Genomic DNA, 12,825 nt, shown 5'->3' on the forward strand with positions numbered 1-12,825 from the left:
TTGAGGGGGCACTATGTCATACAAAGAAGATAAAAATTTCTGGGGAATTCCTTACGGAACTGAAATCTCTGCGGAAGCGTTCGTGAAAGATATTTGGGATCCAAGCACAGAAGAAATTCTTACACCAAAACAATTCCTTGGCATTGGTTGGGGGATCAACTTACATGCCCTCGGCAGACGAGTTGGTGTGATTAAGTAAGCTTTTTTTTAACAAGTTTCCAAAAGCATCTCTACCTTTCTGGTTGAGGTGCGTTAAATCTGCAAAGTATCCATAGTCTTTTAAAAATACAGATCTAAAATCAAAAACGACCCTACGATTTTTGAAGTGAGTTCTTTCCACCCAATCAAATAATGAATCCGTAACTCCATTTGCATTCTTATTTACCAAATCCATTTCCATTTGGGGCGAAAAAGGAATTCTAAGAATGACAACATCTAACTTCTGTTTTTCCCATTCTTTCAATGTTTGGACCCACAATTGAATTGATAACTCTCTTTTCCCAGCAAGGATTGTTGTATTCAAATTTGGGAACTCGTCACCTTCCATTAAAGTTGGATCATCACTGATTGATTTCCATATCCAAGCACCACTTTTGAGTCGCATACTTTTTTGAATCGCATCAAACTCAAACCTTCTTCTTGTTAAATCCTCCCTCACAATTGGATCATAAAAAATTCGATTCATATTGGAACTGAGTCCAAAATAAGGAAACATTTGGATGACAAACTTCCAACTTAGATCTGCTAGGTTGCTAAAATAAGCCTTCCTTAACAAAGGTTCTGTTATATGATGAAATTCAAAATTGCCAAAAGAATAATACAATTGTTTGTGCGCATCTGTTATGGAATTTTTACTTGTATTGAGAGGAGAGATGTTAACATACACTTTTCTTAGATTGGGAAGTTTATCGGCTATGCTAAGAGTATCAGACAAAATACCTTCTGGTTGTTGGCTTGGTTTTGGTAAGAATAAAACTTCGTCTAATTGCACAGATTCAATCTCTGCAATTGTTTCTGGTAAAATTCCACTTACAATCTGACTATCACCTAAAACTAATATTTTTGTTTTTGGATTCCAGTTTCGGTCCTTTGCAAAGTACCAGTAGATGGATGTTGTATCACAATAAGGAACTAAAAACTTCCATGTAAAATGCATCAGTAAGGAAATACCAAATAAGAGAAGGATTAAAAATCGAAGTTTCATTGGATAATTTTCTAAAGAGTGTGATATAGTCCGTTTAAAATTGAAAATAGAAAAAATCTTCTTTTGCAAAAGGTGAAACTATCGAAAACCAACAGAATCCAATCACAAACAAAAAACCAAATACATATGGTTTTTCATTCACAAAAAAACTAGGTCTTTCCGTTCCCTTCCACTCTTGCCAAACATCAAATAAAACTAAAGGTAAGATGATAAAAATGAGTGAATACGGAACGAAGGAAGGATGTGGTATGTGTTGTAAGTTTTTAATAATGATTAATGATTCGGAAGGCGAATTGATACGAAATAAAAGAAGGCCCAATGAAAAACTATAAAAAGTAAAAAGAATACCCAAGACTTTTAAGAATGGATTTTGGAATTGAGTGAAACCAAGATGTTTCAGAATTCGATATAGGATCAGACAAATTCCTAAATACAATCCCCAAATGATAAAACCGTATCCGGCCCCATGCCAGATCCCAGTAAGAAACCAAACCAATAATAAATTGGAATTCTCTCTGAAAAATCCATGCCGATTTCCACCTAACTTAATATAAACGTAATCACGTAACCATGTTGAGAGAGAAATATGCCACTTTGACCAAAATTCAGATGGGTTGGATGAAAAGAATGGTCTCTTAAAATTATTCATGAGCTCAAAACCTAACATTTCAGCAAGGCCCATGGCACATAACGAATAACCAAAAAAATCTGCATACACTTGGAATGCTATGCTTGGTGCGACAATCCATAAGATACCAGGCTCTAAAGAATCAAAGGAATTTGCCATAGTTCCCACATAACGAGACAAAGGATCAGCAATGCTTGATTTGATAAAAACTCCGAAACAAAATAGAGAAAGACCATTCCAAATTTTTTCTTTTGAAATAAATCTTTCAGATTCAAATTGTGGGATTAAATTGCCCGGTCTCTCAATAGGTCCAAGTAATAATAATGGGAAAAATAAATCATACAAAACAAAAGTAAAAAAGTTTTTACATACTTTGATTCTATTATCATACACTTCGATCAAATAACTGATGTTATGGAAAGTATAAAAAGAGATCCCAATTGGCAATAATAGATTTGGTTTCCAAAGAGGAGATTGTCCTCCAAATTCAACTTGCAGATCAGAAAAGATTCCCCATACAAACAAAAAATACTTAAAAACTCCCAAATACAGGACATTGGCGACAATTCCAAATACAAAGATTCGCTTACGAAGTTTCGATACATTTGAATCAATGAGAATACCAATTAAAAAATTGAAAATGATAGAAAGTATAAGTAAGAGTGTTCCTTCTATCCCCCACTGTGAATAAAAGTACAATCCAAAAATGATTAATATCGTTTTGCGAATAGTGAAGGTAGAATAAAAATAAATGATGTAAAAAAGAGAAAAGTGTAAAACAAAAGTGAGTGAGTTAAATAACACAAAGGTAAATTATGCTTCCTCTACCATTTCTAAAAATTGGTTTTTGTCTTTGGTATCATGAGGGTATGCTAAAGTCAAAACTCTGTAACTTGCTCGGAAATTTCCGATGATTGTTTCTTCTTTTTTAGCAAAGGAAGACTTGATTTTTTTAATCACAACATCGGTTTCTTCTTTGTCTTTCCCATGAAGAACTAAAACAAATTTTCCTTGTCCTACCCTTGTGAAAAAATCCAATTCACTGATATGATCCATCATCGTTTTTCGTAGAGTATCTGCGTATCTTGCAAAAGTACCTGTTCCAACCAAATGGATCATTCGAGATACGTTTTGAATTTTAAATAAAGAAACAGTAAAAGATGCCTTTAGACTGGATGCTTTTTCCATTTCAGCAAGGATACGAGTTTCCAATGGATTAAATGGATTACGGAATAGTGCTTCTTTTTCTTGCAAAATGAGTAGGTTAGCAAAAACAGGAGCTGATGTTTCAAGCATCGAAACTGCCACATCACGTGTTGTATCAATCCAAGCAGTTCCAGTAGAATGGATGATAACCATGCCAACTAACCAATTCAGGTTGATAATCGGTAGAATTGTAAATTCACTCATGATTCCCAATTCGTCATTTGTAAAAATCGATTTGAGTTCCGCATCTTCTCGGAAATTTTCAAGTTTGTATACTCCCGATACATTGGAAACCATACCAACAATATCAGAATCCTTACTGAGTCGGAAATCTTTTGTCCTTTCAGGTAAAATAAAATTGGATCCAAAAACAATATAATCGGATCTAGTCTCAGAATCTAATACCAAGAAAGAGAACTGCTTAACACCCAATTTGTTTTTGATATTATCGATTAAAAAATCGTAAGCTTCATCCATTTTGCGTACTTTCGAAAAATCCCTCGCAAACTGGAGAACCGATTCATTGATTTCTATCACTTCTTTTGCATGTACTAATTCTTCATTAATCGATTCAAATTCGGATACTCTCTCAAATACTGATCCCGCAATATCACCAACAATTTTTGCAAATTCTAAATCATCTGTGATATACTCTTCACCATTGATGAGTTTCCCAAGTGATAATACTCCGAAACATTTTTCACCATGTCGAATCGGGACAAGAATCTCTGAACCCATTTCATTTAATAAGTTTAATTCTCGATTTGGCAATCTTGAAGATTTAAATTCTCCGGCATAAATGACAGTTTCCGAGTCAGAAATCCTAGCATAAATTTCATCTCCTGGAGAGAGATACCAAGCATCTTTTGAAGTGATCCCTTGCGCAGCGACCGCTTCCCATTTTGTATTTTTAGGATTTGTTGAAGTTAAGATGACTACGGAGTGACAACCTACTTGTCCAATTAAACTGTAGACTAAATTATCAAAAAAATCTGAAAATTCTTTTGAAGAAGCAATTTCTTTTGTGATCTCAAAGATTGCTTGGTAATTCTCAATTCTTTTTTTGGAAGCCAAATGATATGCCATTGGTGCCGTTCCAAAATCAGATTCATCATCGAATAATACTTCTTCACCGATTGGAGCTGGATCTTCTTTAGCTGGTCGTAATGGTTGTTTTGAGGCTTCTTTTTTTGCCTCATTTTCCCATTCATCAAAAAGATTCACTTCGGGTAGAGGTGCATCAGGCACATTTAAATCATCATGATAATCACGATCAATCAAATCGTCACCTAACCCAGGTTCTTCCTCGCTGTTTGGTCGTGCTGATGGTTCTTGCAATTCTTCAGTTTCTGGAATTTCGGTTTCATGATTCGAATCATGATCTGGTTCTAATTCAGAATCTAAATCTGGATCTGATGCAACTGGTTCATATGGATTTGATTCTTCATGTAAAGAATCCAAATCATCTTCTAAATTTGAAATTGGATTTTCTCTCCAATCCTCGTGGCTTTCACTTAAATCACCAAAATCTGAATCTGTAAGTTCAGGAATATCACTTAAGTCAAATTCTTCTTCCCCATCTGGACTTGGTAAATCACCAATTTCAGTCGCAAGTGAATCTGAGATTGCCTCATCTAACCAATCTGAGTCGGTGTCAGAAACAGGAATGGATTCGGAAACATTTTGACTTAGAGAAGGATCTTCTTCTCGAAAATGTTCCGCTTTTTTTAGTAAGGATGGAGTGTCTTTTTTTGAAGAAGGAGTTTGGGTTACTTTTGTTTCCGAAGTTTTTTTAATCTCTTCGGCACGATCAAGAAGTCCCACTTTATAACTCCAGTTCTTTCATCATTTTTTTGTATAACTCAAAGTATTGTGACTTAGAGAATTCTCGAATGACTTCATCAGGTAAATTCCCAAGTAAGTTATCTAGGTAACCGAGAACTTTTTTACGATCACCAACTGATAAATGATCACCTCCCGCTTCTGCAAATGCATCTTCCGATTCTTTGTTGGCTGCAGGTGCAGATACGTCAGATTTACGTAATTCTTCCAAAGGAGAGAGTTTTCCCTCCATAGCATACTCATCTAAATCAACCTCAAATTCTTCCGAATCATCTGAAGCAAGAGTTGGAGTTCTTACTTCTTGGGAGAGATCATGAGTTAGGTCAAAACTATCATCGATGGTAACGTCAGAAGAAAGATCACCAAAATCAGATTCTCCTTCATGTTCCACTAAGTCGATGTCTTCTATCGGTTCTAAGTCAAATTCTGAAGTAGAAGTTTCTTCTGTTGGTTCTAAATTGAAATCAGCTATCGGTTCTTCATCAATTTGTTCAGAAAGAGTAAACTCCTCCTCTTCAGGTAAATTGGCAATGTCTTCCAATCCTTCCCCTGGAAGTTCCTCACCGAGGATTGCATCTAAACTTTCTGGAGAAAGTGTGACGTCTTCTTGTTCGATTTCTGCTTCGAGATCAGGTGCACCACCATGGGTAGAAGAATCATCTTCTTCTTCAGTCGCTGTAATGTTCTCTAACTCTTCCATTGAAAGTGCAATGGATTCGTCTTCTTCCACTTCTGCCAATAGGTCAGATTTAGGTGTTAGGTCTTCTTCGTATGGAAGTGGAGCGCGGTCTAAACTATCTACTAATTCTTCGTCTGAAACTTCTTCAGCCTCAGCTGCAATGGAATCAAGTTCTTCTAAAGAAAGTGCAATTGGTCCTTCCTCTTCTTCTTCCGAAGAAGATTCAAATCCTTCCATTTCCCCTTCCAATCCTTCAACAGATGGTTCGGAAATATCAGATTCAGGTTCGCCAAAATCAAATCCAAAATCATCACCTAAATCAGTATCCAATTCATGATGCTCTTCATCAGATTCATCTTCATCAATTGGATCATTGGCGATGATACTTCCAAGTTCGTCTGCACTTAATGTGATGGATTCATCTTCTATTTCTTCACTGAGCAGATCAGAACTTGTATCTTCCATATCTTCTGCAATTGCTTCACCTGAGATATTTTCCAATTCCTCTAAAGAAAGAGTAAGTGGACCGTCTTCTTCTTCTGATGTGGTTTCATCATTTTCAGCAGGCTCAAACTCACCACCTAACAGATCAAAACCACTCTCCTCGTCTGTAAAACTTGGTAAATCTTCGTGATCATCAGTAGCTAAAAACTCTTCTTCGGAAGCTAATGTTTCTTCTAAACTTGCTTCGCCGCCAGCACCGAGTATGCTACCTAGTTCTTCATCTGATAGAGTAAGATTTTCATCTTCTTTGTTATGCCCGAATAATTCTTCTTCTTCTGGGTCAACGAGTGATGTGAAACTAGTTTCTTCGTCTCCGCCAGGTCCCAAATCGTCTTGAGGGACAAATGTTTCTTCATTGTCGTAGTCTGTTAAATCAAATTGAGGTTTGCCTTCTTCGTCAAAGGCAAGTGTTGTATCAATCTCTGAATCATCTAAATCAAGATCTAAATCTGAGTGTTCATCGATGAGTGTATTTTCTGCGTCAAAATTGTCTTGGAAGTTTTGATCACGATTTGGTAATCCAGAATGTTCTTCTTCTGGAAGAGAACCTGTGATGTTTTCCAATTCTTCTAATGAAAGAGATATTGGACCATCTTCTTCTTCGTCATGTGAAGTAGGTTGTTTTTTGGAAGTTAAAATTCCATCTTCACCATTTAAAATAGATTCAATCTCTTTATCGAGATCTATTAAATCATCATCAAATTCTAATTCTAAATCTTCATCATCCAAATCAATGGATTGCTTTTTTTGTGAATTTGTTGGTTGTTTAGGATGATTGTCTTTTTCGGATTCTTCTTCGTAATCTGAAAAATCTGCATGTATGTCTTCATCATGCAAAATGGGATCTTCTTCCCCGAGTAAATTTAAGTCAGAGTCTAAATCAATATCAAGTATATCATCATAATCATCAGATGAAGCAACTAAATCAGAAATTGATTCATCTTCATCGTCAAAAGCGGAAATATCATCTAAGTTTGGTGCTTCAATTCCTGGTGATACATCTAAATCATCTTCACCAATATCAAAATCATCCAAATCTAATGAAAACGAGTCTTCATCGAGTATAGGTTCGATGTTTTCTAGATCTTCGTTTTGATTCTGTTCTTGATCCGCCATTCGCCTCGATTACCGTTTTCCCAATTTTAGTATCTGGCCATCCTCTAACGGTTGTTCCAAGATACTGTCCTCCAGTTTGATTTGCGCCCCTGGTAATGTTCCACCAGCGATCCCTATTAAATCGTTTCCATTAGAACCTGCATCTAGTGTATAAATTCCGGGATTCACTACGGGTCCCTCAATTTTAACACGGATTGGTGCTTCCGAATAGATTCTTTTTCGCAAATCAGGGTTTTCCTTTAAGATTACCAATCCAGACAATATTACAATAAAGAATACCATTCGTCTGAGCCAGATTGGATTCAAAGGAAATCCCCCTCTGGTTTATTTTCGGCAAGAAGGGGGGAAAAAAATTAACGTTCGTGCAGTAAAATGCGAACTTTTGCTTTCTTTAGGAGATTTTCTTTCTCTTTCGAGGTTGGGAGAGATTCTGCTTCTTGTAAGAGCTCGATGGCGTGGTCATGAGACAAATCGTCTTCAGAATCCCCACCTTCCGTGAGCACTCGGATTTGGTCATTTCTCACTTCACAAAATCCACCATCAATGGCGATTCGGAATTCTTTTCCTGCTGTATGCAACTTAATGAGGCCAAAATCGAGTTGTGACACAAGGGTTGCATGCCCAGGTAAAATTCCAAAATAACCCACAGAACCTGGCAGAATCACTGATTCTGCCTTGCCCTGGTAAAGGATTTTGTCCGGCGAGATGACTGTTAAAGTCAGTTCTTTACTCATCCGAATTAACCTTTGAGTTGTTTCGCCGCTTCGATCACTTCGTCAATCGATCCGACCATGTAGAATGCTTGTTCTGGAAGAGTGTCATACTTACCTTCAATGATTCCTTTGAAGGAACGAATGGTATCTTCTAACTTCACATACTTACCAGGTCGACCCGTGAACTGTTCTGCCACGTGGAATGGTTGAGAAAGGAATTTTTCCAAACGACGAGCACGAGCCACAAGGATTTTGTCATCCTCAGAAAGTTCGTCCATACCAAGGATTGCAATGATATCTTGAAGGTCTTTATAACGTTGTAAAATTCTTTGTACTTCACGCGCCGTGTTGTAATGTTCTTCCCCAACGATTTGAGGGTTCATGATCCGTGATGTGGAATCGAGTGGATCCACAGCAGGGTAAATCCCTTTTTCAGAAATCGCACGAGAAAGAACTGTAGTTGCATCTAAGTGTGTAAACGCAGTTGCAGGAGCCGGGTCAGTTAAGTCGTCGGCAGGAACGTAGATCGCTTGCACAGAAGTAATGGAACCTCTTGTTGTGGAAGTGATTCGTTCTTGTAATCCCCCCATCTCTGTGGAAAGAGTTGGTTGGTATCCTACCGCAGATGGCATACGACCAAGAAGGGCCGATACTTCAGAACCTGCTTGTGAGAAACGGAAGATGTTATCAACGAATAGAAGGATATCAGATCCTGACTCATCACGGAAGTTTTCTGCCATTGTTAATGCAGAAAGAGCCACACGAAGACGTGCACCTGGAGGTTCGTTCATTTGACCAAAACAAAGTACTGTTTTGTCGATTACCCCAGATTCTTTCATTTCATTCCAAAGGTCGTTTCCTTCACGAGTTCTTTCACCCACACCAGCGAACACAGAGTAACCACCATGTTGTTTCGCAATGTTATTGATGAGCTCTTGGATAAGAACGGTTTTACCAACCCCAGCACCACCGAAGAGTCCAGTTTTTCCCCCTTTGATGTAAGGAGCAAGAAGGTCGATTACCTTGATCCCTGTTTCAAAGATCTCAGTTTTAGGTTTAATTTCTTCGTAAGAAGGAGCATTTCTATGGATTGGCATCTTCTTTACGTCTTTTGGAAGGTCACCGAGTTCATCGATTGCCTCACCGAGGACGTTAAAAATTCTACCAAGTGTTTTTGTTCCTACTGGAACAGAGATTGGAATCCCAGTATCAACCACTTCCAAACCACGTTTTAAACCGTCTGTGGATTGAAGGGAGATCGCACGAACTGTGTTGTCTCCGATGTGTTGTTGCACTTCTGCAGTGATGGTAACGTCTTTGCCGTTTACTTTCGATTGAATCTCTACGGCATTGTAGATCTCAGGCATATTCCCGGAATCAAAACTGATGTCCAATACCGAACCGATGATTTGTTTAATTTTACCTTTATTCATATATACTCCGAAAGACCTTTGTTAGGAGATGGCTTCCGCTCCCCCTACGATTTCTGAAATTTCCTGCGTAATTTTTGCCTGACGAACTCGGTTGTAACCGCGAGTCAGAAGTTTAATCATCTCACCAGCGGCATCTGTAGCTGCTTTCATCGCCACTCTACGTGCAATGTGTTCGGAAGCAACTGACTCCAAAATGATTTTAACAAAAGTTGTTTTAATCACCATTGGAAGTAAGTTTTCTAAGATGGTTTTTGGATCTGGTTCGTATAACACTTCTGGACCAGAAGAACCCTTGGAACCCGATTCTTCCATTTGAAGCGGAAGAACAGACGTGATCTCAGGTTTTTGATTGGCTGCTGAATAATAATGAGTGGAAATGATTTCAACAGAATCCACCGATTCGTTGGCAAAACGTTCCATAAAATAAGAAGCAAGATCGTTTGCTTCTTTACTTCCGGCTTTGTCATCGATGTTGGTGTATGATGTTACCAATTCAACTTTAGCAAATTTAAAGAAAGAGATCGCTTTTTTCCCTGCAGCATGGACTTCTACTTCCACACCTTTTGACTTCAACTCTTCGATACGGTTTTTCACCATACGAAGAAGGTTGGAGTTAAAACCACCACATAACCCACGGTTTGCGGCGATTGCAAGGATAGCTACCTTACGGATTTTGTCCGGCTTCCTTAAGTAAGGGCTGTGAATGATCCCTGCAAGGCTAGACAAAGAAGATACTAACTCACGTGTTAAGTCGGCATATGGTTTTGCCGCATTCACTTTGTTAGTGGCTTTTTTTGCCTTAGCCGTGGAGACCATCTCCATGGTTCGAGTGATTTTTCTCGTGTTTTTAACCGAGTTAATCCTCTTTTTTATCTCACGCGGTGTCGCCAAGATCTTTCCCCTTAGTTATTCTTTGCTAAAAAATGTTCTACAATCGATTTGATTGTTTTTTGCAGAGCTGCTTCTTGTTTCACTTCTTTTGCAGTTCTGATTTCTTCCAAAATTTCTGCGTGTTGCTCTCTCATTGTTTTCAAGAGGAAGGCTTCGAATTCTCTTACTTTTGCAGTAGGAATTGTATCCATAAAACCTTTTGTCACAGCGAAGATCGAAATCACTTGTTCTTCAACTGGAGTTGGAGAGTTATTTGGTTGTTTGAGAATTTCAAGAACTCGGTAACCACGATCAAGCTGAGCTTGTGTCACTGGGTCTAGTTCTGTTCCTAACTGCGCAAACGCTTCTAAGTCACGGAACTGTGCCAAATCTGACTTAAGTGTTCCTGCAACTTTTTTCATCGCTTTGATTTGCGCTGCAGATCCAACCCGTGATACAGAAATTCCCACATCCACCGCAGGGCGAAGACCCGATGCAAAAAGGTTGGATTGGAGGTAAATCTGACCATCAGTGATGGAAATTACGTTTGTTGGAATGTAGGCAGAAACTTCCCCTTCTTGTGTCTCAATGATTGGAAGTGCTGTCATAGACCCACCACCGAATTTATCATCTAGTTTCGCTGCTCTTTCAAGGAGGCGAGAGTGAAGGTAGAATACGTCCCCAGGATATGCTTCACGACCTGGTGGGCGGCGAAGAAGGAGTGACATTTGTCGGTAAGCAACGGCTTGTTTAGAAAGGTCATCATAAACAACGAGAGTTGCTTTCCCTTCTTCATACATGAAGTATTCAGCCATTGTCGCACCAGAATAAGGTGCAATGTATAACATAGGAGCAGGTTCAGATGCGTTAGCCGATACAATGATCGTATACTCAAGCGCACCTTTTTCGCGTAACATTTCGATGGTGGAAGCAACAGTAGATGCTTTTTGTCCAATCGCTACATAAACGCAGATCACACCTTTTCCTTTTTGGTTAATGATGGTGTCGATTGCGATGGAAGTTTTTCCTGTTCCGCGGTCACCAATGATGAGCTCTCTTTGTCCACGTCCAATTGGGATCATTGCGTCAATCGCTTTGATACCTGTTTGCATTGGTTCATGAACTGATTTTCTCATCGCAATACCAGGAGCTGGAGACTCAACAGGTCTTGTTTTTTTCGCGTTGAGTGGTCCTTTTCCGTCGATCACTTCCCCTAGAGGGTTAAGCACTCGACCAAGAAGTTCTGGTCCCACTGGAACTTCGAAGATTTTTCCCACACGTTTAACGGTGAAACCTTCTTCGATTTTAATATAATCACCAAAGATAACAACCCCAACTGAATTTTCTTCTAAGTTGAAGGCTTGGCCTCGAACTCCGTTTTGGAATTCAACGAGCTCTCCTGACATTACGTTTGTGAGACCGTAAACTCTCGCAATCCCGTCCCCGACTTCGAGAACTGTTCCGACTTCTTCAACTTGAAGGTCTTTCTTGAAGTTTTTAATTTCTTGTTTTAGTACCGACGTTACTTCGTCTGTTTTAATTTTCATTCAAATGCTCCGACTGGGATTTTCTTTTGGAGGAGAGCCTCTCTAGTTCCTGCAAGTTTTGCGCGGATTGAGGCATCGATTAAAAAGTCGTCTATATAGATTTTGAATCCACCGATGAGTGCTGGATCCATATGCTCTGTGACACGAACATCGCGTCCGAACTTGGAAGAGATGGACTTCGTGATTCGATCCACTGCTTCTTTGCCCAAAGATTCTTTGGAAACGATACGAAGGGAACTACGATTTCTAAGTCGGTCTACACCCGTACGATAATCTTCCAGAATATCCTTTAAGTAAAGGAAACGATTTTTACGAACCACAAGTGTAATGAAGTTGGCAACAATTTCTGATGCCTTCCCTTGAACTGACTTTGCGGCAGTTTGTTCTTTCTCGGAAGGATCAACTAACGGAGAAAGAAAATAATGGCGGATTGTGTCATCGGAAAAGAAAATATCAACTAAACTTGATAATTCCTCTTCCGTTGACTCAAGTGAGTTAGTTTCTTGAGCTAACTCTAAAAGTGCCGTTGCGTAAACCTTTGAAATTTGGTTCAGACTCATTTTATTTTAAGTTTATCGAGTTTTGCGATCTCTTTTTCGACAAAGGAAGCATAGTCTTCCTTCTTCAATTGTTTCTCCAAGATCTCACTCGCGATGAGAACGGACATTTCCACAATTTGGTTTTGTAACTCAGACAAGGCTCTGCCTTTAGCAAGTTCGATCTCTCGAACAGCATTGTCTTTAATACTTTTTACTTCATTGTGTGCTTCTTCCGTCAATTTTGTGCGGAGAGCAACTGCATCTTTCTTAGCTTCATCGACAATTCTGTGTGCTTCTTCGGTTGCTTTGAAGAGTTGGTCTTTGTATTCTTTTAAAGACTTTTCTGCTTCAACACGAAGAGATTCCGCTTTGTTGATATCACCTTGGATGCCGGAAGCACGTTCTTCGAGAGCATGAAGGATCTTGTCCCATGCAAATTTTTTAAGAACGAAGACAACAACTGAGAAAGTGACCAGGGTCCAGATGACCAGACCCGGATTGACTTTCAGCAAATTGAAGCCGGAAGCCGCGAGGAGTACCAAGA

Annotated in this window: 12 protein-coding genes; 1 reads left to right on the top strand and 11 read right to left on the bottom strand. The window is 38.9% G+C overall.

Annotation, left to right across the window (positions count from 1 at the left end; all coding sequences use genetic code 11):
• Positions 1 to 13 precede the first annotated feature (13 nt).
• Positions 14 to 199 (top strand): DUF5808 domain-containing protein, encoded by a 186-nt coding sequence (locus tag DI076_RS09820; protein ID WP_100716283.1) that lies wholly within the window; start codon positions 14 to 16, stop codon positions 197 to 199.
• On the opposite strand, the gene DI076_RS09825 is transcribed toward DI076_RS09820, so the two are convergent.
• From DI076_RS09825 to DI076_RS09875, 11 genes are read right to left on the bottom strand one after another with little or no spacing between them, the layout of a single operon-like run.
• A complete protein-coding gene (locus tag DI076_RS09825; RefSeq protein ID WP_108960895.1) occupies positions 161 to 1,204 on the bottom strand; it encodes a hypothetical protein in 1,044 nt (347 codons plus the stop codon). The genes DI076_RS09820 and DI076_RS09825 overlap by 39 nt on opposite strands.
• 34 nt (positions 1,205 to 1,238) lie before the next feature.
• Positions 1,239 to 2,636: an MBOAT family O-acyltransferase gene (locus tag DI076_RS09830; RefSeq protein WP_108959738.1), complete on the bottom strand. Its 1,398-nt coding sequence runs from the start codon at positions 2,634 to 2,636 to the stop codon at positions 1,239 to 1,241.
• A gap of 9 nt (positions 2,637 to 2,645) precedes the next feature.
• Positions 2,646 to 4,862 carry a GAF domain-containing protein gene (locus tag DI076_RS09835; RefSeq protein ID WP_108959739.1) on the bottom strand — a complete coding sequence of 739 codons (2,217 nt, stop codon included), beginning with the start codon at positions 4,860 to 4,862 and terminating at the stop codon, positions 2,646 to 2,648.
• 1 nt (position 4,863) lies between these two features.
• The gene (locus tag DI076_RS20515) at positions 4,864 to 7,179 is read right to left on the bottom strand and encodes a hypothetical protein (protein WP_245918362.1); all 2,316 of its coding nucleotides are present in this window, start codon (positions 7,177 to 7,179) and stop codon (positions 4,864 to 4,866) included.
• 9 nt (positions 7,180 to 7,188) lie between these two features.
• Positions 7,189 to 7,485, bottom strand: coding sequence for a polysaccharide biosynthesis/export family protein (locus tag DI076_RS09845; protein ID WP_108959740.1), 297 nt, complete (start codon positions 7,483 to 7,485; stop codon positions 7,189 to 7,191).
• A gap of 47 nt (positions 7,486 to 7,532) precedes the next feature.
• Positions 7,533 to 7,913 (bottom strand): ATP synthase F1 subunit epsilon, encoded by a 381-nt coding sequence (gene atpC, locus DI076_RS09850; protein WP_108959741.1) that lies wholly within the window; start codon positions 7,911 to 7,913, stop codon positions 7,533 to 7,535.
• A gap of 5 nt (positions 7,914 to 7,918) precedes the next feature.
• Positions 7,919 to 9,325 (bottom strand): F0F1 ATP synthase subunit beta, encoded by a 1,407-nt coding sequence (gene atpD / locus DI076_RS09855; RefSeq protein ID WP_108959742.1) that lies wholly within the window; start codon positions 9,323 to 9,325, stop codon positions 7,919 to 7,921.
• 21 nt (positions 9,326 to 9,346) lie between these two features.
• Positions 9,347 to 10,216 carry an ATP synthase F1 subunit gamma gene (gene atpG / locus DI076_RS09860; protein WP_108959743.1) on the bottom strand — a complete coding sequence of 290 codons (870 nt, stop codon included), beginning with the start codon at positions 10,214 to 10,216 and terminating at the stop codon, positions 9,347 to 9,349.
• 11 nt (positions 10,217 to 10,227) lie between these two features.
• A complete protein-coding gene (gene atpA, locus DI076_RS09865; RefSeq protein ID WP_100726263.1) occupies positions 10,228 to 11,742 on the bottom strand; it encodes a F0F1 ATP synthase subunit alpha in 1,515 nt (504 codons plus the stop codon).
• Positions 11,739 to 12,302, bottom strand: coding sequence for an ATP synthase F1 subunit delta (gene atpH / locus DI076_RS09870; protein WP_108959744.1), 564 nt, complete (start codon positions 12,300 to 12,302; stop codon positions 11,739 to 11,741). Before atpH ends, atpA begins: the two co-directional genes overlap by 4 nt.
• Positions 12,299 to 12,823: a F0F1 ATP synthase subunit B gene (locus tag DI076_RS09875; RefSeq protein ID WP_108959745.1), complete on the bottom strand. Its 525-nt coding sequence runs from the start codon at positions 12,821 to 12,823 to the stop codon at positions 12,299 to 12,301. Before DI076_RS09875 ends, atpH begins: the two co-directional genes overlap by 4 nt.
• Positions 12,824 to 12,825 lie beyond the last annotated feature (2 nt).

It is taken from the genome of Leptospira ellinghausenii (assembly GCF_003114815.1).
In the GTDB taxonomy this organism is placed as follows: Bacteria; Spirochaetota; Leptospiria; order Leptospirales; family Leptospiraceae; genus Leptospira_A; species Leptospira_A ellinghausenii.

Excerpts from the sequence above, each read along its gene's own strand:
- atpC (WP_108959741.1), bottom strand. The coding sequence starts at position 7,913 with ATGAGTAAAGAACTGACTTTAACAGTCATCTCGCCGGACAAAATCCTT.
- DI076_RS09820 (WP_100716283.1), top strand. The coding sequence starts at position 14 with ATGTCATACAAAGAAGATAAAAATTTCTGGGGAATTCCTTACGGAACT.
- DI076_RS09825 (WP_108960895.1), bottom strand. The coding sequence starts at position 1,204 with ATGAAACTTCGATTTTTAATCCTTCTCTTATTTGGTATTTCCTTACTG.
- atpA (WP_100726263.1), bottom strand. The coding sequence starts at position 11,742 with ATGAAAATTAAAACAGACGAAGTAACGTCGGTACTAAAACAAGAAATT.
- DI076_RS20515 (WP_245918362.1), bottom strand. The coding sequence starts at position 7,179 with ATGGCGGATCAAGAACAGAATCAAAACGAAGATCTAGAAAACATCGAA.
- atpD (WP_108959742.1), bottom strand. The coding sequence starts at position 9,325 with ATGAATAAAGGTAAAATTAAACAAATCATCGGTTCGGTATTGGACATC.
- atpH (WP_108959744.1), bottom strand. The coding sequence starts at position 12,302 with ATGAGTCTGAACCAAATTTCAAAGGTTTACGCAACGGCACTTTTAGAG.